The organism is Catenuloplanes atrovinosus (genome assembly GCF_031458235.1).
GTDB lineage: Bacteria > Actinomycetota > Actinomycetes > Mycobacteriales > Micromonosporaceae > Catenuloplanes > Catenuloplanes atrovinosus.
Genome location: NZ_JAVDYB010000001.1, coordinates 4,984,649 through 5,005,471 on the forward strand (window position 1 = coordinate 4,984,649; position 20,823 = coordinate 5,005,471).

General features: G+C 70.3%; 21 protein-coding genes and 1 pseudogene. 6 read left to right on the forward strand and 16 right to left on the reverse strand.

All coding sequences use genetic code 11. From position 1 onward, the window contains the following. Nucleotides 1–13 precede the first annotated feature (13 nt). The 3 genes and pseudogenes from J2S41_RS22135 to J2S41_RS22145 form a co-directional block, all read left to right on the forward strand. A complete protein-coding gene (locus tag J2S41_RS22135; RefSeq protein ID WP_310370082.1) occupies nt 14–1,144 on the forward strand; it encodes a hypothetical protein in 1,131 nt (376 codons plus the stop codon). Nucleotides 1,145–1,164: 20 nt separating this feature from the next. Beyond that, the gene (locus J2S41_RS22140) at nt 1,165–1,305 is read left to right on the forward strand and encodes a hypothetical protein (RefSeq protein WP_310370084.1); all 141 of its coding nucleotides are present in this window, start codon (nt 1,165–1,167) and stop codon (nt 1,303–1,305) included. A 349-nt stretch (nt 1,306–1,654) separates the two neighbouring features. Beyond that, nucleotides 1,655–2,025 (forward strand): annotated as a pseudogene (locus J2S41_RS22145) (helix-turn-helix domain-containing protein); the annotation flags it as partial. Here the strand turns inward: J2S41_RS22145 and J2S41_RS22150 are convergent. The 14 genes from J2S41_RS22150 to J2S41_RS22215 form a co-directional block, all read right to left on the reverse strand. Then, nucleotides 2,007–3,413 carry an MFS transporter gene (locus J2S41_RS22150; RefSeq protein WP_374728261.1) on the reverse strand — a complete coding sequence of 469 codons (1,407 nt, stop codon included), beginning with the start codon at nt 3,411–3,413 and terminating at the stop codon, nt 2,007–2,009. The pseudogene J2S41_RS22145 and the gene J2S41_RS22150 overlap by 19 nt on opposite strands. A gap of 97 nt (nt 3,414–3,510) precedes the next feature. Continuing rightward, a complete protein-coding gene (locus J2S41_RS22155; RefSeq protein ID WP_310370087.1) occupies nt 3,511–3,879 on the reverse strand; it encodes a MarR family winged helix-turn-helix transcriptional regulator in 369 nt (122 codons plus the stop codon). 539 nt (nt 3,880–4,418) lie between these two features. Next, nucleotides 4,419–4,874, reverse strand: a complete 456-nt coding sequence (locus J2S41_RS22160; RefSeq protein ID WP_310370089.1) for a hypothetical protein — start codon at nt 4,872–4,874, stop codon at nt 4,419–4,421. Nucleotides 4,875–4,931: 57 nt separating this feature from the next. Further along, nucleotides 4,932–6,008: a M23 family metallopeptidase gene (locus J2S41_RS22165; protein WP_310370091.1), complete on the reverse strand. Its 1,077-nt coding sequence runs from the start codon at nt 6,006–6,008 to the stop codon at nt 4,932–4,934. Then, nucleotides 6,005–6,514 (reverse strand): hypothetical protein, encoded by a 510-nt coding sequence (locus tag J2S41_RS22170; RefSeq protein WP_310370093.1) that lies wholly within the window; start codon nt 6,512–6,514, stop codon nt 6,005–6,007. The genes J2S41_RS22165 and J2S41_RS22170 overlap by 4 nt, the downstream gene beginning before the upstream one ends. After that, on the reverse strand, nt 6,511–7,080 hold the full coding sequence (locus tag J2S41_RS22175) for a hypothetical protein (protein ID WP_310370095.1): 570 nt from the start codon (nt 7,078–7,080) through the stop codon (nt 6,511–6,513). Before J2S41_RS22175 ends, J2S41_RS22170 begins: the two co-directional genes overlap by 4 nt. Next, complete coding sequence (locus J2S41_RS22180) at nt 7,080–7,403, reverse strand: hypothetical protein (RefSeq protein WP_310370097.1); 324 nt, start codon at nt 7,401–7,403, stop codon at nt 7,080–7,082. Before J2S41_RS22180 ends, J2S41_RS22175 begins: the two co-directional genes overlap by 1 nt. Continuing rightward, nucleotides 7,400–8,005, reverse strand: coding sequence for a hypothetical protein (locus J2S41_RS22185; protein ID WP_310370099.1), 606 nt, complete (start codon nt 8,003–8,005; stop codon nt 7,400–7,402). The genes J2S41_RS22180 and J2S41_RS22185 overlap by 4 nt, the downstream gene beginning before the upstream one ends. Beyond that, entirely contained in the window at nt 7,998–9,860 is a 1,863-nt protein-coding gene (locus tag J2S41_RS22190; protein ID WP_310370101.1) for a type IV secretory system conjugative DNA transfer family protein, read from the reverse strand. Before J2S41_RS22190 ends, J2S41_RS22185 begins: the two co-directional genes overlap by 8 nt. After that, a complete protein-coding gene (locus J2S41_RS22195; protein ID WP_310370103.1) occupies nt 9,857–11,407 on the reverse strand; it encodes a putative type IV secretion/conjugal transfer ATPase in 1,551 nt (516 codons plus the stop codon). Before J2S41_RS22195 ends, J2S41_RS22190 begins: the two co-directional genes overlap by 4 nt. After that, complete coding sequence (locus J2S41_RS22200; protein WP_310370105.1) at nt 11,404–12,894, reverse strand: SCO6880 family protein; 1,491 nt, start codon at nt 12,892–12,894, stop codon at nt 11,404–11,406. Before J2S41_RS22200 ends, J2S41_RS22195 begins: the two co-directional genes overlap by 4 nt. 20 nt (nt 12,895–12,914) lie before the next feature. Next, nucleotides 12,915–14,414, reverse strand: a complete 1,500-nt coding sequence (locus J2S41_RS22205; protein WP_310370107.1) for a hypothetical protein — start codon at nt 14,412–14,414, stop codon at nt 12,915–12,917. A 341-nt stretch (nt 14,415–14,755) separates the two neighbouring features. Further along, complete coding sequence (locus J2S41_RS22210) at nt 14,756–15,118, reverse strand: hypothetical protein (protein ID WP_310370108.1); 363 nt, start codon at nt 15,116–15,118, stop codon at nt 14,756–14,758. A 46-nt stretch (nt 15,119–15,164) separates the two neighbouring features. Next, on the reverse strand, nt 15,165–16,076 hold the full coding sequence (locus J2S41_RS22215; protein ID WP_310370110.1) for a MinD/ParA family ATP-binding protein: 912 nt from the start codon (nt 16,074–16,076) through the stop codon (nt 15,165–15,167). A gap of 483 nt (nt 16,077–16,559) precedes the next feature. On the opposite strand from J2S41_RS22215, the gene J2S41_RS22220 reads away from it, so the two are divergent. Then, nucleotides 16,560–17,003, forward strand: coding sequence for a helix-turn-helix domain-containing protein (locus tag J2S41_RS22220; protein WP_310370112.1), 444 nt, complete (start codon nt 16,560–16,562; stop codon nt 17,001–17,003). A gap of 151 nt (nt 17,004–17,154) precedes the next feature. On the opposite strand, the gene J2S41_RS22225 is transcribed toward J2S41_RS22220, so the two are convergent. Beyond that, nucleotides 17,155–17,436 (reverse strand): helix-turn-helix domain-containing protein, encoded by a 282-nt coding sequence (locus J2S41_RS22225; protein WP_310370113.1) that lies wholly within the window; start codon nt 17,434–17,436, stop codon nt 17,155–17,157. A gap of 509 nt (nt 17,437–17,945) precedes the next feature. Beyond that, a complete protein-coding gene (locus J2S41_RS22230) occupies nt 17,946–18,326 on the reverse strand; it encodes a hypothetical protein (RefSeq protein WP_310370115.1) in 381 nt (126 codons plus the stop codon). Between the two features lie 1,037 nt (nt 18,327–19,363). Between J2S41_RS22230 and J2S41_RS22235 the strand changes: the two genes are divergently transcribed. Continuing rightward, a complete protein-coding gene (locus tag J2S41_RS22235; protein WP_310370117.1) occupies nt 19,364–20,224 on the forward strand; it encodes a hypothetical protein in 861 nt (286 codons plus the stop codon). Nucleotides 20,225–20,597: 373 nt separating this feature from the next. Beyond that, nucleotides 20,598–20,816, forward strand: coding sequence for a hypothetical protein (locus J2S41_RS22240; RefSeq protein WP_310370118.1), 219 nt, complete (start codon nt 20,598–20,600; stop codon nt 20,814–20,816). Nucleotides 20,817–20,823: the final 7 nt, after the last annotated feature.

Sequence of the window (20,823 nt, forward strand, 5' to 3'; positions counted from 1 at the left end):
GTGGTGGAAAAACGTGAACGACACGGCGCAGCTGATCACCTCGGTGGTGAACGCCGCAGCGTCGAAAGCGGGACGGGATGGTGTGTACGCCCCTCCCCCTGATACTGCACCGCCCCGCCGCCGACGCCGGGCGGCCTCCCTACGCCATCTCGCCGAAGTGATCCGCACCCACCGAATGGCACCCGGCATCGCAGTTGACAAGGACATCGTTGCCGGCGTGCTCGCCGGCGACCTGCGGTATCTGACTGATCTCGTGCCCGTCGTCGCGGTCACCCGGGCCTCGCACCACATCGCAGGCCTACCGTTCGGCGATGACGATGTCCAGCGCCTCGCCGTTGCTGTCGCGCACCTCAACGCCCTCCTCACGACAGCGTACGAATACGATCGACGCACCCCATACCTGCTGCCCGTACCGCGCCCGGCGTCAGCGCTCGTCGTCGAGCGGAACGCCGACCGGTGGCGCACCGCGCCGACCGACGTGATTCAGCTCGCCCCGGTATGGCTCATGCCGATCGAGCGCACGCCGCCACGGCGGGACTGGACGTGGCTTCGCCCGGCGGCCTGGATCGCCCTACTGATGATCTTCGCCAGTGGCGTGCTGGTCGGCGTGAGCGGGTCCCGGCTCGCCGACTCGTCCCCGCCTGCCGCCAACACACCGGCGCACATCGCGAGTTCAGCGTGCCGGCCACCCAGCAAACCCAGCGCCTCCGGCGCAGTCGTGATGGGAGCCCCCTGTGCGCCTTCGAGCAATTCGACATGGCGGGCTTACGCTTCCCCCGGGGAGTTGCGCCACACACCCACCGGATTCGTGGCCACCGTGCCCGCCGGGTCCACCCTGTCGTGGGAATTCCTCGTGATCAACAGTGGATTTACGATGATCACCGGCCATCGCTACCGGTTCGATTTCATCGCCACCAGCGACCGGCCGCTGAACATTCTGCTCCGTCTCCAGGACGAGGAGCTGCCGTACCGGCCGTCACTCGTCGCGAGCGTTCCCATCGACCGTACGGCCAGCCGACGCAGTTACACGTTCACCGCTGGCACGAACAGCAACGCGGCCGGCGAGGCCGTCTTCCAACTCGGCGGACAAGGGGCCTACACCGTCACGGTCGACGACGCCGTGCTTATCGAGGTCGACTCCTGACCGAACGCACCGAGACAGCGGTGCGGTCCTGGGTCAAGCAGGCCGAACTCGACGCCGGAACCCGGTCGGACAGGCTGACCAGCGATGAGCGAGCCGAGCTGGCCCGGCTGCGGGCGGAGAACCGCCGCCTGCAGGCGGCATCGACGAGGTACGCGCCCTGACGAGTGCCCCGACGCTCCCGGCCGTCTGACAGCAAGGCAGTGGCTCGCCGTCGGCAGACGGCATCCGCCACTTCGCTCTCATCCCGCCCGCACCGGTCGCACCGTGGGTCTATCCGTCACCGCGCGGGGTCAGCGGCCCCCGTGCAGGTGAGCATCCCGGACCGTGTGGCAGGCCACTAACGTAGCGACCCGGACGTCGTCGTCGCCATCTGCGGCTCGCCTGACTCACTGCAGGGCCGGCTGGTGGGCTGTCCACGAACGTTCGCCGGGTTTTGACACGCCGGGCGGCTTGCGTTGCCCGGCGATAGACCAGGGCAGTCTCGTCCGCGTTGGTCGCTGTTGAAGGTGGATGGTGCGAGGCGGCCGAGCGGTACGGGCGCGGCGGTTGACCCAGGACGAGGGCCGCAGATGCAACAACTCGTCCGGCGTGGCAAACACGGCTCGGTCCGGGATCGCCGGGCGTTGATCATGATGGCGTGAGTGTCACGGACCCCGGTCACGGCGATCGCCCGGCTGGTCGCCGCGCACGAGGACACAGTCAGGGATCTGATCCATATGTTCAAGCAGATGGGGTTGGCATGCCTCCACCCTCAGCGGACGGGAGGCCGTCCCCGCCGGATCAGTGAAGACGATGAGGCGTTCATCGTCGCGACGGCCACCTCTCATCCGCGTCGGCTCGGGCGGCCGTTCACGCTGGAGTTCTACCGCGTCGCCGGGGATGCACGACGCCCACGAGCACGCCGGGAAGCGCTCCACCAGAACGACGCGGTCACGAGCGCCGCTGCCAGCGCGGGTAGCAGACCCATCATGGCGAGCGCGTGCACAAGACCGACCGGTTGCCACAACGCCGAGCACATCGCCGAGCCGGCCGCACCACCGCCGAAGAAGGCGAGGTTCCCGATGCCGATCGCGCTGCCACGGCTCTGCGGCGCACGCTGCCCGACGAGCCCGGTGTAGACGGTTTGGGTGGTGCTGAACGCGCCGAACGCGACGGCGACGGTGGCGACGAGGACCGCCGGATGCGGCACGATCGCGGTGCCGGCGAGGATTCCGCCGAATGTCATGGCGACGATTGCGAGGACCCGGACCGCGCCGAGGGAAGGGACGTACCGGGACGCGATCTGGGCCAGCAGCACCGCGCCGGCAGCTCCTGGCAGGAGCACCACGCCGACGTCGACGGCGCTGTACTGGTGCTGCCGGTAGAGCACGTGCGGTACCGCGTACAGGGCGGCGAACATCCCGCCGTACACGCCGGCACCGATGACAGCTGCGGCACGCAGCTGCGCGTCGCCGAGGACCACGCGCAGCACGCCGGCGCCTTCCCGTCCGCGATGACGGCGCACCGTGACGATCGCCGCTGCCATCGTCGCGGCCAGGACCGCTACTGTCGCTGCGGCGGGAAGCCGCAGGGTGTGGGCCTGGATCAGCAGCAGTCCTCCCGCGGCGGCGATCGCGACGGCCGCGACGCCGGTGAGGTGCGCGGGCGGGCCGCCGGTGGGTTGGCGGCGGGTCAGCGGCAGTGCGAACGGCACGATCAGGAGGGCGGCGGCGGGCAGGACCATCGGCAGCCGCCAGGACACGAGGCTGGTCAGCCCGCCGGCGATGGTGGCGGTGGCCGAGACACACGCCAACGTCGCCCCGATCATGGCCAGGGCGCGCGGCCGGGCGGCTTCGGTGAGCTGCGCGGCTGCGGTCATGGCGGCCGTGGTGATCGCACCTGAGCCGGCGGCGAGCAGGAGGCGGCCTGCCACCAGCGTGAGCAGTCCCGGCGCGATGATGCAGATGGCGGTACCCGCGGCCAGCAGGATCGCGCCGGCGGTGAGGATGCGGCGGGTGCCGTAGCGGTCGGCCAGCAGGCCTGCGGTCGCGGTGGCGGTGCCGAGGCCGAGCGCGTGGGCGGTCAGGATCCATACCGCGGCGATCGGTGTCGTGCCCAGGGCGTCGACGGCGGCCGGGAGCGCGACCGCGGCGGCGCTGACGCCGTAGATCGCCGGTCCGTAGAGCAGGCCCAGACGCAGGCCGGCGCCACGACGGTGGCGTGGTGCCTCAGCGGTGTCCGCGGGCGCGGGGGCGTGGTGTGCGGACATGAGTCCTCCAGGGAGAGGCATCGTGAGGGCTGCGCGATGAGCAGGCGGTGTCGGGTTGGCCGGTGCCGGCAGGGATCGCTGGCGCGTGCGGCGGTGTCCACGTCCGGTCGGGAAAGGTTCAGGTGTTGGTGGTGGCGTGGTGGCGGCCGCGACGGGCGAGCTCACGCAGCAGCGCCGCGATCAGATCGCCGGATGGCAGGCCGCTACCGGCGAGGATGCTGGTTTGTGCGTCGTCGACCGCGGTGTGCAGGCGCTTGGCCAGCCGCATGCCGGCGTCGGTGGGGACCAGCACGATCGTGCGCCGGTCGTGCTCGGCGGGGATCCGGTAGACCAGCCCGCGCGCGATCAAGGTGCGGATCGCCGCCGTGAGGGTGGCTTTGGCGACGCCCGTCTCCGCGGCGATCCGGCGGGTTTCGATGCCCCGGGTGACGCACACCAGCAGGAGGGCGTCGAAGTGATTCCAGGTGAACCCTTCCTCGCGCAGCACGGTCCGCTCGATGAGGCCGCGGATCAGGTTCGCGGTGCGGCATAGCTGCACGATCGTCCCGGGCCGCGGTGCATGGTGCGGCCCGATGCTGCGGTGCGTGGGCGGGTATGGCGGTGCCGCGTTCTGCCCGTACCCGGCCGGCCGTCGTAGTGCCGGCATACCACCCTGGCGTGGCGGGGCGGGCACGGCGTCGGCGGGTCCGCGGTTTCTGCGCGGGGCGCTGGACGTGTCGTTGTGGCTTGCGTGCATCAGCGTGTCCTAGATCGACTATGCGGAGGAGGGGCGCGCAGGACGCGATACGGCTCGCGCCGCAGGCCGGGGTGGACGTCGGTGTCCGCGTCCGGGCTGCGCCGAATCCGGGGCGCCGCTGCACATCACCCGGCACAGCGCCGCATCCAGCGATGTCGGGGCAGCGTGCTCGTAGCCGCGGGCGGCCGGGTTCCGGCACCACCTGACAGGCATCTACCGCACGCGCTCGCCGCCGGAGGTGATGCGCGGACGCACGCACCGGTCGAGGCCACACCGACAGAATTACGGTGCTACTCCATGTTCATTTCAGCCCCGGCATCCCGCCTTGGATCATCATGGTCATAAACAGGGTCTGCGGCCGGCCCGCGTGCGTCGGCGTCTAGCGGTATCAACGGCGGTTCAGGCTCTCCCAGCTCGCGGCGGAGCTGTTTCGCGTCGAGCCAGTATTGGCTTTCTTGCGCGAAGCTGCTCCTGAAGCCTCCGGGGCGGTGCCATTGTTCGAGCACTTCCCATGCCGCGTCGGACGCATGCGATTTCACGATTTCGTCGGGGGACGTCTCCCATGGGATGTCGGCCTGCTCAGCGGCGATCTCGTCACCTCGGCCCTGCCAGTTCCGTAGCGCCGCTTCGTACGCTGCCAACGCGGCATCGAGCGCCGCGCCTCTACCGCCGGCACCCGCCCCACGGACGCCGTCAGTCGGCTCCTCCGGGATAGGCTCGGCAACTGTATTGTTGTCTGCATCCATTGCAATGACCTCCAGCCTTACGACATACTCGTGAATGCGCTTGCGGCACGGAATTGGTTAGCTTGCGGCCCCGAGAGCCGCACCCCTGGCGCGCATATACGCCACCGGGTCGATGGCATTTGCGGGACTCAGTTGGCATGTGTCATCGGCGCATGCGTTTTCGTGGACCTCGAAGTGGAGGTGTGGTCCGCTGGAGTTGCCGGAGCTGCCGACCAGACCGATCGGCACTCCCGCGGCGACTGTGGCGCCGACGGTGACTTCGGGGCGGCGGACCATGTGGCAGTAGCGGGTGCCGATCCCGCCGGTGTGGGCGATGTCGACGTACCAGCCGCAGCCGATCGTGCCGGGGCTGCCGTCGACGTCGCAGGTGCCGCTGGTGGAGTTGCAGGCGGAGGCGACCACGGTGCCGGCCGCGGCCGCGCGGATGACGGTGTGCCGTGCCGCGGACAGGTCGACGCCGGCGTGCAGCTCGCCGCCGCGCGGGCCGAACCCGGAGCCGACGACCGCATCGACCGGCCGGACCCACCCGCCGGGGCCTGCGGAGTGGCCGGTGCAGATGGCGAGGCTGGCGCCGGGGAGATCGGTGATCGCCGTCGCGCCGGTGACGGCCGCGACGACCCGTTCGGCGTCGTGTTCTTGTGCGCCGTACCGGTCCGGGAACGCCGATTTCTGGACCGTCTGGGCGGCCACGGTCAGCGGCATGGCCTCCCAGCCGGTCACCGTCAGCAGCGCGGTGTAGAAGCGTTGGCTGGCGTAGACCGGGTCCTGGAGTTGGGCCGGGGTGCCCCAGCCTTGGCTGGGCCGCTGCTGGAACAGGCCGACGGAGTCCCGGTCGCCGTAGGAGAGGTTGAGCAGCCGGGACTCGACCATGGCGGTCGCGACCGCGACCACCCAGCCCCGCGGCGGTACCCGCTGCTGCTGGCCGACCGCCACGATCACGGCGGCGTGGGCGACCTGCGCGGAGTCCCAGACGCCGACCGGATGCCACGCTCCGGTCGCCACCGGCCGTGGTGTGACCGCGCCGCTGCCGGTACAGGACGCCGACGCCGGCCCGTCGTCGGTGATGACCGCGCCGGTGCACAGCAGCACGATCACCGCGACGATCGCGACCACCAGCATGAGCACGCTTTTCATCCGTCCACCATCTGCACGGTGGCGACCAGCCAGCGGCCGTGCGATGCCACGCACACCAGCCGCAGCGTCCCGGCGTCGGTCGGCACGTCCACGACGACACGCAGCGTGGTGCTCTCCCGTGGCCATGCCTGCCCGGTGATCCGGGTGGCGGGCACGTTGGCCGGGTCGACGGTGCGCAGCATCGTCGCGTACTCGGCCGTCGCCAGCGCCGCGACGTCTTCTCGCCAGCGGTCCGCGGGCAGGTGCGGGCGCGCCCAGGCGTCGGCGAATCGGGTGGCCGCGTCCACGGCGGCGGCCGGCACGGCGGTCGGCAGCGGTGCGGCAAGACCGTCGGCATCCGGCGCCGGCGGGCCAGCGGACTCGGTGAGATGACCGCCGGCGTCCACCGCCTGCGTGCGGTCGTGTGCCGGCTCATGGTCGTGGGTAGCCGGCAGACACGCGGACGACATGATGAGCGCGGCGGCAGCGGTACACGACGCGGCGGCCGTCACCAGACGCGGCCTCATTCCGCTTCCACCGATGGGCTGATGGGTGCGTCCCGGCCGAGGTCTTCGTTGACCAGCGCGGCCATGCCCCGTAGCTGCTGGTGTATGGATTGCAGATCGCCTCGGTGGGGGTCGAGGCGTATCGCGGCGATGGCGTCCAGGAGCGCCTTCGCGCGGGTGGCGACCTCGTCCAACGAGGACTGCGGATCACCAGGGCGGTGGCCTTGGTCGTCGACCAGCTCGGTCATGTTCTGCAACCTCCAACGAATGGTGCGCAGGTCGGCAGGGCGTTGCGTATCTAGTCGCATGGCGTCGACATCGGCGGCGAGGGCCGCTGCCCGGGTAGCGATGTGGTCCAGCGGCGTCTGCACACCCGCGCGATCGAGGTGCCCGTCGGCTACGTCGGTCAGCCTTTGCAGCTGCCGCCGGATGGTGCCGAGGTCGGCCGGGACACGGTTGTTCTTGCGCATCGCGGCGATGTCGCCTCGCAGCCGGCTCACGCTGGTGTGCAGGTGCCTGAGCACCCGGGCCTGCGCCTGCTGTGTGGAATCGGCTGCACCGGAGAGGCCGTCAGCGGGGCCGGTCACTACTCCACCTCCGGTTCGTCGTCGACACCCCGGTCGTTGTCATCGAGGTAGGGATCGTGATCGGCCACCGCCTCATCGAAATCCGTCGACTGGCGCGCGTCGCGGCCTTCGACGTCGCTGGCTTCGGCTGCGCGAGCTTCGGCCTCCTGGGCTTCGGTCGCGCGCGCTTCAGCGGCGAGGGCTTTCGCCTCCGCGGCTCGGCGGACGTCCTGGATCGCGACGACGTGCAGGTAGACGCGCACCGACGCGTCGCGGATGCCGCCGATCCGTGAGATGAGGCGCGCCCAGTCCCAGTTGCTGGCCACCTCGGCGGGGTGAGTCATGACGCCACTTCCTTCCCTTCGGTGACCGCAGGCGCGTCGGGTGCGGGGCGGGTGGCGAGGTCCGCGGCGGCGGCGTGCAGGGCTTGGCGTTGCCAGTCGTCGGGCCATGGGGTGTCGATGCGGCGGCTGGTGTGGTAGCCGTGGCGGCATTTGCTGGTGTCGAGTTCGCGCCAGCGGGGCCGGGCCCGGTCGAGGGCCTCGTGCCAGCGCAGCGGCGCCTCGAGGCCCGCGCCCGGGTGGTAGGAGCCGTGCCAGGCCAGGCACACCGCGGTCAGGTCCTCGACCAGCGGCGGGTGGCGTGGCCAGCACGGGCCGAGGGCGTCGGTGAGCTGGTAGCGGTCGACGGCCCAGGCCACCCAGTCGATCAGCCACAGCCACACCGCCCGCGCGCCGTCGCGGTCCAGGTCCCGCCACCGCACCCGCGCCGGAGTCCATTCCGGCCGGCCGGCTGGTGCCTGCTCCTGGAGGCGGACGACTTCGTCGGCGAGACCGGCCAGGCCCGCGCGGAGCGCGTCGACCGCCCCGGCGAGGTCGGCGATCGCTTCCATCTCCGGGGACGCGTCCGCCGGCAGCTCGAACGTGAACGCGGGCTGGTCAGACATCGCCGTCACCGTCCCGGATCCGGTCGTTGAACGCGGTCGCGGCCGCTTGCAGATCCGGGCCGTCGTCGCGTTCCCACCACGCGGGCATGTCGACCTCGACCGGGGGCATGTTGCCCAGCAGCACCAGCGCCCGCCCGGCCGGCAGGTTCCGCAGCGCGGCCAGGTCAACGAGGTACTCGCGTTTGAGGTGCTCCTGGACGCTGGTGTGCGTCCCGCCCCAGTTGGTGGAGGCGGTCAGCTCCTGCGTCTGGCCGATGAGCGCCTGGGCGTCGCGGAGCGCGGAGACGTCCTGGGTGCCGCCGAGGACGATGCGGGCGTTCGCGCCGTCGCGCAGCGCCCGCCCGCCCCGCTGGCCCCAGCGTTCTTCGAGCTGGTGCTCGTTCTGGCAGGCGATCGACATCGAGATACCGGCGCCACCGCCGTCTGCCCAGTGGCCGGGCAGTGACGGCAGCGGGGCGACGTTGGTGATCTCGTCACCGAGGAAGTACAGGTTGGGTTCGATGCGGCCGCCGCGTGAGGTAAACGACGCCTGGAGGGCGTGGTGGAAGATGTCTTCGGCGATCGCCGCCAGCAGCGGCGCGACAGCGGCCTGGCTGGTGCGCGGTCCGACCAGATATAAGGTGCCGGACGCCGCCAGCCATGGAGCGACCTGATATTGAATGCCGCGGGGCGGGGAGCAGTTGGCCAGCACGGTCGGGTGGGAGAAGCAGTCCAGTGCGGCGAACACCACGGACTGGATGCTGTCTCTGGTGCGACCGGTCGCTTCCCGGTGATGAGCGAGCCGGTCCGCCCACGCGCTGACCTGGTGGTAGCGCAGGATCTTCTCGGGGCGCGCATCGGACGGGTTCGCCGCCCAACCGAAGATGTCTTCCAAGGTGCAGCGCTCGTCCAATGCTGCGGCGTGCAGCATGGCGCGGATCAGCGCCGCAGCCTGGTCCTGGAAGAACGCCCCGTTCTCGGCGGAGGAATCGATGCCGGCGCCGGCGGCGAAGCCCTTCGCGCGCAGGGCCGCGACTTCCATGTCCTCGGCGCCCTCGATCGGTGACCAGCGCAGCCGGGGCACGCCGGGCAGTTTGCCGAGCGGCTCGAAGATGAACGTGGGCCCGATCGCATCGCGGGCGGCGTAGGTGACGGCCGCGACGTCCAGGCGGGTGGAGGTCGTCAGGACCGCGCCGCGGGCGTCGAGTACCCGCGGGATGATGTACCGGGATGTCTTGCCGCCGAACCGCGCGGCGGCGGCGAGGAGTTCGGTGTATTCGTTGGCCAGGTACAGCGGCTCACCGGACATCGCGTGGTAGCCGAGTAGCCGGCCGACTTCGAGGGGATCCGTCCGCCGTCGCTCCTTGACCGCGATCACGGCCGGGGTGTCGGTGTCCCGGATCGTCAGGGCTGGCCGGAGCACGTCGACGCGGTCGAGGACCGCTTTCGCGGTGACCAGCTGGCGCAGGTCCTTGCGGCTGGCGAACCCGGACCGGTGCAGGTACTTGCGGCCCACCCGCACCGGCGCCCACACCAGCCCGGCCAGCGCGGCGGCGTAGAGCAGCAGCCACAGCGAATACACCAGCCCGGCGGGGCCGACGTCGGCGCGCGCATCCGGCGGCCACGCGTGCCGTGGGGTGGCCAGGTGGGCCGGCAGACGCAGCGAGATACCAAGCGCGTCCGCAGGCGTGGAGTCCGGCCACGCCCCGTGGGCGAGCAGCCCGGATAGCTGACCGGCGATCCACAGCGTGGCCGTGGCGATGACCGCGGTGACGACGCCGATGGCGAGGGCGGCCAGCCGGATGACGATGTCGAGGCGGTGGATGCCTTCGTGGGGCAGCCGGTGCCCGGGGGACATCAGCGGTGGCCTGCTCATGCCGGCACCCCCATCCCGGCGGTGGTGGCGGGCAGCGGCGGGGGCGTGTCGCCGAGCATCTTCTGCTCGGTGTTGACCATCGCCCACTCGGCACGCGACATCTGGTGCTTGACGACGTAGGAGCGGCCAGCAACCTTCCACAGGCCGGTGCCGCGTGGCAGCCGCTGCAGTAGCTGCGTCTCCACGTCGGTGGTGCCGAGGAACTCGGCGGCCGCGTCGAGGGAGCCGGGGGCCTGCCGGTAGGAGATCCGCACGCCGGTGTCCTCGATCAGGCCGCGCGCGATGCGTACCTGCTCGGACCCGGCGCTGCCTGACGCGGTCAGGTCGGAGAACCGGTGGAACGCCAGGACGTTCTCCGAGCCGAGGGCGCGGGCGAGTTTGAGCTGTTCGCGCATGCGGCGCATCGGCCCGAGGTAGCGGGCCAGCAGCGCGAACTCGTCGTAGAGGCACATGCGTGGTGGGGCGTCGGGACGGGTCAGTTCCGCCTCGAGCCAGGATTGGGCGCAGGTCATCGCCATCGCCGTCATCGCGTCCGACGTCCGCACCGCGCGCAGGTCCAGCACCGCACCGGCCTGCCCGAAGTCGAGGTGGGCGCTGGCGGCGTCGGGGGCGTCGAAGATCCCGCCGAGCGCGCCGGTGATCAATCTTTCCAGCGCCAGCCGCACCCGGCGGGAGTCGGCGACGAACTCGGCGAGGGTGTAGTGGACGCCTTCGAGCCGGTGTTTCCAGGCGTCGACGTCGGCCATCGCAGCCAGGACGGTCGACAGGGTGGGGGCGGGTTGCCGGCCGGGGCTGGTGCCGTCATCGGCGCGGGTGACCGCGTCGAGGGCGTAGGCGATCAGGGACCGTTCGGCCTCCGACAGCCGGTCCCCGATCTGGATTTCGAGCAGGCCTTCCAGCAGCAGAAGCCGGCGGGTGCGCTGGATCTGCGCCCATTCCGTCTCCGGCTGGCCCGCCAGCCGACCGATCCCGGCCAGCGGGTTCATGACCACGCCGAGACCGGGGCCGATCCGCAGCGGCCGGATCCCGAGCGCGCCGGCGAGGGGGTCGTATTCACCTTTGACGTCGACGATGTAGCTGCGCCGGCCCAGCGCGGCGTTACGGAACGCCAGGCACTTCAGCAGCGCGCTCTTGGCCGAGCGGATCTCGCCCGTGACGACCACGTTCGGGGCGCCGACCACGCCGAGCCGGTAGAGCTCGTGGACGGAGAAATAGAACGCCGCCCGCGAGTAGATCTCGGTGCCGATCAGCGGGCCGCGGGCCGGCAGGCCCGGGTCGTTGACGAACGGATACACCGAACAAAGTTGGGCGGAGGTGGTCTCCAGCGGTGGCAGCCGTAGCTGCCACGCCACCCGGCCCGCGGCCGGGCCGGGACCGCCGCGGGCGGTGACCGGCCCGGGCCCGGTCAGCCGGGCGAGGTCGCGGTCCAGGCGCCGCCGCCGGCGGCGGGCCTGCCGGGCAGCGGCGGCCTCGTCGGCGGCGGCCGCCCGCGCGGCGATCAGCGCGGCGAGGCTGTCCTCGCGGGGCAGACGGGTACGCCGGATCATGCCCACACCCCCGAACGGGGCTTCAGGCCGCGGGCCAGCGGCACCGCACCGGCGAGGAACGCCTGATCCTGCTCGCCGTAGAGGACGATCGCCTCGCAGCCGGCCCGGGCCAGGATCTGCCGGGCGACCCGCGCGTGCCGCTGCAACTCCTCCAGGGTGGCGGCGGTGACGGTGACCAGCAGCGCGTACCGGTAGCGCACGTGCCCGGCGGCCTGCTCGGCGTCGAGCTGGTCGACCGCGCGCGCCTCGGCCTCCTCCCGCGCGGTCCGTACCAGTTGCAGACGCTGCTTGGTGGCCCGCTCCCCCGCGGCGGCGACCTTGTCCCGCCGCGTCGCCAGCGCGGCCAGTTGCGGCGGGACCGGCTCGGCGACGAGCGTGACGGCGACCCGGCCGACCGTTCTGGCGAACAGGGCGCTCAGCCACGACATCGGGACCGGCTGCCGCGGCATCTCATACACCCACAGCGTCTGCGACAGCCCGGAGTCGTGCCGCAGATACGACCAGCCGAGCTGCTCCATCGCCGCCGGCCCGGCCGCGCGCGGCGCCGCACCCGCCGGTGTGCCGTCGTCGGTGCTGGTGTGCGGCAGCACCTCGGGGTCGAACTGCGAGCGCAGCACCCCGGCGTAGGCGCGCGGGGACAGCCACCCGCCGGTGCCGATGTCCGCCTCCCGCACGGCCGCCTCGATCCCGGCCAGCCGCTCCAGCACCACCACCGCCAGCGCCGTATCGGTGCCGCCGACGTCCTTGACCTCGGCGGCCAGCCGCCGCCGGTCGAGGACCACGGTCAAATAGATTTCGTGGCGTTGCGCGGCCGGCGCCGCCGCGGCGGTCAGCCCGGCCAACGACTCATACGCCGCCGACCCGGTGTCGGTGGCGTGCTCGGCCAGGTACCGCAGAGCGCTGTCGCCGGAGTCCGGGACGGTGCGGGTCAGCAGCGACCAGCGCACCAGCCCGGCCTGCGCGTACTCCCCACCGAGCAGGTTGATCACATCGGACCAGGCGGCCAGACGCTGCCGCTGCTCACCGCTGTCGGCCAGCGCGAACCCGGCGCCGAAGCAGCGCAGCGCCGCCGTCACGGTCCCCTCGACGCGGTGGACCAGCAGCCCGACCTCGGTCACACCATCCGCTGCGACCGCGGTCAGCCACCGGTATCCGGCAGCCGGGCCCGGCAGGTCCAGTTCCTCCCGCCGCGGCGCGAACGCCGCCCCGCGGTAACGGTGCTGGCGCATCACCCGTTGCAGCACCGCCCCGGCCACGATCGGCACCCACTCCGTGATCCGCCGGCCCCGCAGCCGCGCCAGCCCGCACACACCCAGCGCCAGCCCGGCGAGGAACACACCCAGCGCCGGCAGCGGCCGCCCGGCCGTGGCCAGATTCAGCGCCGTGATCGCGCACACCGCGCCGGCGAACACACACGCCAACTGCCCCGTCGAGAAACCGAGCATCGACCCGCGCGTCGCCCGTGGCGGGAACCGGAAAGTCGTCATGATCGTCGTCCTTTCTGCAGTCACAGCGGCACCACCGGCAGCTCGGCGGCGGTCCCGGCCGAGGCAGCACCCCGGCCGATCCCCGCACCCGCGCCCGGCTGTCCCGCCGGCCTGGGCTCGTCTGCGGCGACCTGCGGCGACGCAGACGCGGCTCCCGCTGCGGGTGTGGGTGCGGCAGGCGGCGGCACGGTCGCCGTGCTCGCGTCTGATCCGCTGCCCGGTGCGGCCGTCGCGCCGGGCGCACCATGGGGCCCGGCCGGTGCGGCGGCGCCTGTCGTGTCGGTCGCGGCCGCCGTCGTGTGCTCGCCCGCCGGCGTCCCCGCGCCGGAGCCACCAGGTGGCGTGGAGGTGTGTCCGTCCGGCTGGCCGGCAGCCGCTGGGGTGCGGTCCTTGCCGGTGTCGGTCAGCGTCTTGGTGTCCTGGGCGGTGCCGGCAGCGTCATCCCGGTGCGGCGTCCCGGCGTCCGCACGCCCGTCCGCCTCACCGGAAGACGCACCACTCCCGGCAGGGCGCGCCGGATCACCGGCCGCGGTACCGTCCCGCGCCGTCGTGCCGGGCGTGCCGGTGTCCGTGGCCGGGGTGTCGACGACGCTGGGGATACTGTCGCCGGCACCGTCCGACGGGCCGCCGCCGATCCTGCGCTGCGCCCAGTGCGACACCGCGTCCGTGCCGACGCCCATACCGGCCGCGCCCAGAAACCCGGGCGGGTCGAGATCGGCGATGTAGCCGTCCAGGATCGTCGTCAGCCGCAGCAGAATCCACGGCGCCGCCACCATCAGGAAGATCATCAGCAGGCCACGCAGGGCGTTGAGAAAGGCGTCGCTCTCGTACGGGGCCCGGGTGCCGTAGATCCAGAACGCCACGATCTGAAACTTGGACGCGGCGAGCGCGTTCACGGTCCAGAACCAGCGGCGGCCCCACGGCCGGGTCGCGTCCAGCGTCTGCCCCGCCATCGCCGCGACCCCGACCAGCCCCGCCCCGATCACCAGGACCCCGCGGAAGACCAGAATGATCCCGATCAACATCAACCCGACGATGGAGAACACCGCGATAATCAGGGCAATCAGCGCCGTGCCCGGCTCCGCGCCGAGCTGGTGCACGGCGTTGAGCCATACCGCGGGCTCCCAGTCGCGCGCCTGATTGCGGTCGATCAGCGCGAGGGTCGCCTCGTCCCACAGCCGCACCAGCGTGAACGCGATCCCGCCCGCGAACGTGATCCCCAGGACCGCCCGCAACGCGCCGAGCACGATCCGCACCGGGCTGCCGTCACGTGCCCGCAGCGCGTTCATGCCCAGGGAGAACGCGAACATCAGCAGCACGAACAGCGAGACGATCGAGGCGACGTCGTTGTAGACGCCGTAGAACGCGTCGTCCACTGTCACTGTCGTCTGGTCGAACACGATGGCCGCCAGCCACGACAGCATCCACCCGAACGCCGCCACCGCCAGATCGACGACACCGAAAACACCGATACGTACGGCATCGCTGACGCCTTCCTGCACCCGGCAGGACACGTCCACCAGCGCACAACCCCCAGCGCCCGGCCCTGGCACGCTCGGTCCCGGCACGTGCGGCGTCACTGACGGGCCGGATCTCGCCGGCGGGGCGGTCGCCGGCGCCGGGATCGGCGCCGGTGTCGGCGCGGGAACAGCAGCCGCCCGCCCGGGACCCACCGCACCTGCGCCGAGAATCAGGCCTGCCAATAGCGCCAGGACGATCCTGCACGATCGCTGACGAACCGACGGTGATCCTTCGCCGATAATTCCGGCTGGGAAGAGTTGTGCTCGCACCGGCGCACCCGATCCCGGGACCAGGTCGTGGGCGCGGACGCGCGTCCTGGCTGGCGGTCGCATCGCGCGTCTCACAACTGGTAGAGCATCGCGCCGACACTGACGAACGAGCCCACAAGGAACAGCAGGCCGCACACCCGCAGCAGCCACGTCCGGCCCCGGTTGTCGGCCGCGTGCGAGCCGAACACCGGCCCGAGCGCCATCATGATGATCGCGCCGGTCCCACCAGCGGCGCACGCCGCAACCCCGAGCCACAGGCCTGCGTTGATCAGCGTGTAGAACAGGTCCACCCGCGGGACCCCAGCCGGGTTGGGGTTGATCCGGTCCCAGTCGAAGCCGGTACCCGGCGTGCCGGTGGGCTCCGGCGCCACCAGCGGTCCCGCGATCGGGGACGCCATGGTGGTAAGCCATGCGGCCATCGGTGCGGTCAGCATCTCGTCGCCTCCCTGAAGAGTCAGTGCGTACGGCGGGGTAGCCGTGCTAGTCCTCATCCCGGCGCGGCGCCGGTGGTGCCGGTAGCTGCGGCGCGGGAGCCGCCGGTGGCACCGGCATGACCGGGCCAAGCCCTGTGATCGACGCCGGGCCCGGGCCGGTACACCGGCGCAGCACCGCGGCGGCAAGATCGGTCAGCGCGGTCCTCGTGGCCTTGTGCAGCACGCGCACGTCGATCGGATGCGGCCGGGCCAGGACCGGGTCGTAACCGATCCGCACGACGTGCCCGGCCGTCTGCTCCACCTGCCGCTGCACCGCGCGGGTATCCCGGCTGATCACCGGCGAAGTTGTCATCACCGCCACCACGCACCGGTCCGCGGCCGCGGACAACCCCGCGGTACGCATCCACGCCAGCACCGTCAGCAGGTGCTGCAGCGAATCCTCCGTGGCCCGGCCGACAAGGACCGGGGCAGCGGACGCACCCAGCGCACGCCAGGTGCCGCCGTTGTCGGCCGGCCGCAGGTCCAGCAGCGCCAGCCCGTACCGGGACGGCAGCGCGGCCAGCATGTGATGTGCCTCGCCGTACGACGGCGGGTGACGATCTGCGCTCATCTGCGACTCTCCAATGAGGATGTGCAGACCGGTCGGCCCGGTCTGCGCGAACTGGGCAACAAGGTCCGGGTGGCCGCGGGCGGCTGCGGCCACCGCGTCCCAGACCGTCCCCGGGCGGGTGGCGGCAACCCGATGCGTGAGGCCGCCCCAGGCCCGGCCGGTCAGGTCGGCCGCCGCGACGAGCGCCGGGCTGGCGAGGGCGAGCAGGCCGCCGAGCGCGGCCACGAGCGTCGAACGGCCAACACCACCGTCCGCCGACGACACCGCGATCGATGGGCAACCCGGCGGGAGCGCGGCCGCTTGCAGCCACACCCATTCGGCCTGGGTGCCCTGGAACTCCCGCGGCATCGGCCGCACGTCCGATGCCGACACCTGGTTCGCCTTCAGCGGCCAGGCGGAGCGGCCACCAGCCGGCGGGGATGGGGATGGGGATGGGGATGGGGCCGGCGAGGCGGACCCGCCTCGCCTCACCGGCCCCCGAGGCGTCCCGCGCCAGGTGCTCATGCTGGCGGCATCGGTCGCAGCGGGCCTGACCGCAAATGGCTGTACGGTCATGGCCGCCGCACCCCGTTCCCCCCTAGCCGGGGTATCTGCTGGTGCAGACCGTCGACCGGTAGGACGCCGGGCCTGTGGGCACGCGGGTGGTGCTGCGTGAGCGCCACCCGGGATCTAGAATCGGTGCCAACGCACGGTGAGCTAGATATTCGACGGCGAGTCAAATCACAGCCCTAACTTCGCGCCTACCTTCAGGTAGACGGATCGAGTACAGGGGATGATCGGTCTTACAGATCCGGCGAAGCTGCCGCACCGCCTGAGAGCACGGAGGTATCGGTGACAGAAAGCGACGCGGCCGAGGAAACGTTCGCCCTGGATACCTATGCAGGTCGAGTTAGCCTGCTCTTCCATTGCTTTCCGAAGAAGAACGGCAGGAAGTTCTCTTATCAGGAGGTCGCCGCTGCGACTGGGATCTCCAAGGCTTCGGTAGGAAACCTAAAGAACGGAGTCAACACTAATCCCAGCGCCGACGTAATTATCGCCTTGGCCATGTTCTTCGGCGTCCCCGCCGACTTTATATTGGGGCTGCGGAACGTCGAGAAGACGGCCGCCGAGCTTCGACACCTGAGGGAGATTATCCTTCTGGCCGGGATCAATGGCAGCGATCTCGGTAAGTTCTCCGCAATGTCCAGCGACGGGACTTCTACATCGCTAGAGAACATCGCGAGAATCCTGGCAGCAATCCAGCAAGTGGAAGCCGGCCGCCGCTCCAGCACCTAACGTCGATATTGGCCCGGCTCGGCATCCTGGCCCACACGCCACCTCATCTCTTTGCATGTGTAGAATTCTGGCCGGACCCAAGGCGGAGCGAAAGATGCTCATTCGTTAATCTTTCGTTGACCCGGCGGCGAACACCGTCATGGCGATACCCTCAAGAGCCACCAAGCCCAAGGTCCGAAGGCTCCACCGCGAGAACGCGGCAGAGCAGCCCTCGATAGTTGATGTCCGGCACCTTGTGCCCGTTTTCCCATCGAGAGACCATTGCCTTGAATGATTCATCCGACGGCAGGACATGGCGATATTCCTCCTCCGCGGCCTGGCGGCGCAGCCGGTCAATCAGCCGCGACTGAGACCATCCCCTCGCCCGCCGGGCAGTCCGGATGACGTGCCCCACCTGCACCGCTTCCTTCGAGCCACCTACGATCGGCTCCACATTGCCCTCCCCCACGCTCACTCACCCGATAGCGGCCCTTCGCCCAGGGACGCTCGACGCGCTCCGTAGAGCAGCAGCCATGAGGCCGATGCCACGCGAACATGAGGCCGCGCCGTGCGCCCCCCTGCACCATGGACGCGCCCGCCTACAAACCGTGATCGATCGAAAATGGTTTACCATACGAGACGATTTCGGGCTTCCCCGACGTCCACCGAGGAAGCCCAGCGAAGACATATGCGCAGCTCAGGGCAACATATAGCCTATGGCCAGCTTCACTCACATCGTCTATCAAACTAGACGAGACGAGCTGTTGGGGATGGCCGCATACGATGCCGAAGGGCGCGGTCGGCCAGCTCTCGGGCCAAGCGACACCCCTACCCCGCGAACTGGAAAGCCCGAACCGCATCGCCTTGAGACAGCACACCACGAGGACTACCGGAACGGCGCCGATTGCAGGCGCTCCGCATCAGAGGACGTTCGCAACCGGCACACGACAGACCCTCACGGCATCAGAAGTCGGCCACAGCCTTGAAGGAGTAGTACACGCCGGGATTCCACAGGATTTGGATCCGGAATCGCGTGCCGCGGGGAACGTCGGTGGCGACGTAGGCCCACTGGCCAGGGTTAGCTCTGGTCCACTTGCACCCGCCACCCGAGATGAAGTTGACGCAGACATGGAACGGCGCACCGGACATGTCACCGGCTCCGATGTTCTTCACAGAAATGCCCCTCGGGCATTGGCTGGTGGAGACGTACGAGCTAGTCGCCGACGGATACGCCTTCGCGATGACATGGTCGAGCGCCATGAACGGATCGGCTCCGTAGAGACTCGCGGAGAAGGGCGCACTGCGGCAGCCCGCCGCCAACGCCGGCGACGCGGGCGTTGCCACAGCCCCAACCAGGCCCGGCCAACACAGCGGCGATGATGGCCAGAAGCTTACTATCCCATGTTGTGACCATGTTGGCCCTCTCTCGTGAGACGCGGCGGTGGCTCCATTGCCTGATCGCCAATAGATCCGTGCCGACGGCACGCGCCCCACATGCCGCCATCGGGTGGGGTTCGGCGACCGGGCTGACCGTATGCAGCGCACGCATGAGATGCCACATATAGTTCGGAAACAAGCCAGTAATCGGGCCTCCCCCAAAGACGTTTCTCGGCACATCCCGAACATCAGCTCCGCCTGGTCGCCTTCAGCAGGCTGCGCATACCGGCAGGCATCGATACCCCAAGTACGCCACAGTCCGTCTCGGACATTCGGGAGACTACGTTCGGGATGACGCGGTTTCGTTGCAGGCGGTGACAGGCAAGCATTATGGTGCCACACCATGGCACCGGACCGATTCCGGACCTTTACAGGGTGCGATGGCAGCGAGGTAGATCACTGCGAGATTCCCGTGCAGCTATGTGGCAGCCGACAGTGGTCCGACATCAGTGAACCCGACTCTCCTCGAGATCTAGATTCGCGGCAGAGTCCGTGCCTCGTTGCGCCGCCGGGTAGCGCATTGATCGTCGTGCGATGTGGGCGCTCGCCTGAGGCCGACGCGTCTGCGCGTCCCGAGCGACTGGTCTTCTCGTTGACCGAGGTTGCGTGGATGACCGGGTTCTCGGAGCGCGGTATCGAACGTGACTGTCGTGCCGGCAAGGTGCGGCATGTACACCGCGGACAGACGCGCGGCATGACGCGCGAGCAGATCGAGGAACTGGTAGCGGTATACACCACGCATCCGCAGAGCCCACACTCCTCGCGCCAGGACGACCGGTCATCGGTCGAAGCCGCTGCGGAACGGACGCGACGGCGACTGCGCGGACGACGCTAATCCCCGCTGCTACAACGCTTCGCCGGCCACGCACACCAAGTGGCAGCACGCAGCGTGTGCAGTTGCCGTGCCGCCGCCGCTGATGATGACACGGGCACGGAGGTGGAGCGTGGAAGAGCGCGAGTTGCGCGCCGTAAGCCGATGGGAGTGGGAACGCATCCTGCTTCGCGCACGTCTCGGCGGGCTCATCCCTGCACGCGGGAAACGGGGCGGTGTCGCGGCGTCCACGATTCGTGTCGTCGCGCTCGTCTTCGCCTCACACGCAGACGCCAATACCGGCGGCCGGATCTGGCCGGGTGACGCCACCGTCGCGGTCGAGGCGGAGGTCGGTATTCAGGTCGTGCAGGCCGTCCGGCGCAGGCTCGTCGCATTGGGCCTGTTGCTGCGGGTGCGTGCACGCTCCCGCAGCCATCACGAAGGGGATGAATATCAGCTCACCCTGCCCATCGATTTGCTGGAGCATATTGAGATCCTCAGCCCCGAGGTGGTGCGCACCTCCGCCGCGGCGCTGTACGCGGCGCGGCGCGGCGCTCGCCGGCCTGCCAATGACACCCCCACACCCGCCCACCCCCGCGCCGGCGTGGGGGTGCCGCCGGAGCCCTCAGACGGGGCGGACAACGGCCACCGTGGGGGATCCAATGGCAGCGCCGACCAGCACCGTGGGGACTCCGATGGCGGCACCGTGGGGGACCCGGCGGCACGCGATACCAGCCCCGGACCAGCCACCAACAACACCAACCCCATACCACTCGACTCTCGTGCGGACGTCACCACTTCGCACGCACGCGCGTCCGCGAAGCGGCCTCAGCTGATCCGGTGCGCCCCTCACGGCATCGCCGGCCAGCCACGCGCCGATGGACGGTCTCCCTGCGCCATCTGCCGGGTGCTCGATGACCGCGCCCACGGCAAGCTGCGGCCGGCGTACCGGGATCCCGTCTCCGACTTGGCGCGGCTCCGTCACAGGCCCTGACGATGACCATTCCCCGCCAGGGCATCTGAGCGCACTGGCCAGGGTCTCCGCTGATCGACGTGCCGCGTCGGTGACGCCAACGGCGCCTACCGAAGGCGAAGATCTGACTCGGTTGATTCGCATTCATGGACAACGTGCGAGGGGCCTGATTTCGTAGTGACACGTTTGGGTCCGCCCACTAGTTTTTTCGACCATGATTTCGTGGCCGTTCACGGCTTCCTACGCAAGGATCACTGTGGCATTTCTTTGTTATGGGCCAGTCGGTCGCTATAACGTCGCGGCCGAAATTTGGGTTTGCATCGCTCTCGCCAGAGCGCGAGGGCCGCCGCGCCATCTCGCCACTATTCCTGTCCGTTCCGAACAAGGAGTTCACATGCGTATCAACCGCAGCAAGCTGATCGAGTCGATGTTCAGCCGGCGAGGACTGCAGAACCTGATCGCGGCGGCAGCGCTGACCGCCCCAGTGGCCGGCGCGGTCACGGGGGCGCTGGTGCCGCCGCCGTCGGTCCAGGCGGTTCCCCCGCCGTCGGTGCATGCAGCCTCGATACCGGACGGTTCCATCAACCCCGCGAGCAGCTACACCTACTACTAGCCGATCC

Excerpts from the sequence above, each read along its gene's own strand:
- J2S41_RS22150 (WP_374728261.1), bottom strand. The coding sequence starts at position 3,413 with ATGCCTCTCCCTGGAGGACTCATGTCCGCACACCACGCCCCCGCGCCC.
- J2S41_RS22160 (WP_310370089.1), bottom strand. The coding sequence starts at position 4,874 with ATGGATGCAGACAACAATACAGTTGCCGAGCCTATCCCGGAGGAGCCG.
- J2S41_RS22165 (WP_310370091.1), bottom strand. The coding sequence starts at position 6,008 with ATGAAAAGCGTGCTCATGCTGGTGGTCGCGATCGTCGCGGTGATCGTG.
- J2S41_RS22170 (WP_310370093.1), bottom strand. The coding sequence starts at position 6,514 with ATGAGGCCGCGTCTGGTGACGGCCGCCGCGTCGTGTACCGCTGCCGCC.
- J2S41_RS22180 (WP_310370097.1), bottom strand. The coding sequence starts at position 7,403 with ATGACTCACCCCGCCGAGGTGGCCAGCAACTGGGACTGGGCGCGCCTC.
- J2S41_RS22185 (WP_310370099.1), bottom strand. The coding sequence starts at position 8,005 with ATGTCTGACCAGCCCGCGTTCACGTTCGAGCTGCCGGCGGACGCGTCC.
- J2S41_RS22190 (WP_310370101.1), bottom strand. The coding sequence starts at position 9,860 with ATGAGCAGGCCACCGCTGATGTCCCCCGGGCACCGGCTGCCCCACGAA.
- J2S41_RS22195 (WP_310370103.1), bottom strand. The coding sequence starts at position 11,407 with ATGATCCGGCGTACCCGTCTGCCCCGCGAGGACAGCCTCGCCGCGCTG.
- J2S41_RS22200 (WP_310370105.1), bottom strand. The coding sequence starts at position 12,894 with ATGACGACTTTCCGGTTCCCGCCACGGGCGACGCGCGGGTCGATGCTC.
- J2S41_RS22210 (WP_310370108.1), bottom strand. The coding sequence starts at position 15,118 with ATGCTGACCGCACCGATGGCCGCATGGCTTACCACCATGGCGTCCCCG.
- J2S41_RS22215 (WP_310370110.1), bottom strand. The coding sequence starts at position 16,076 with ATGCCGCGGGAGTTCCAGGGCACCCAGGCCGAATGGGTGTGGCTGCAA.
- J2S41_RS22240 (WP_310370118.1), top strand. The coding sequence starts at position 20,598 with ATGCGTATCAACCGCAGCAAGCTGATCGAGTCGATGTTCAGCCGGCGA.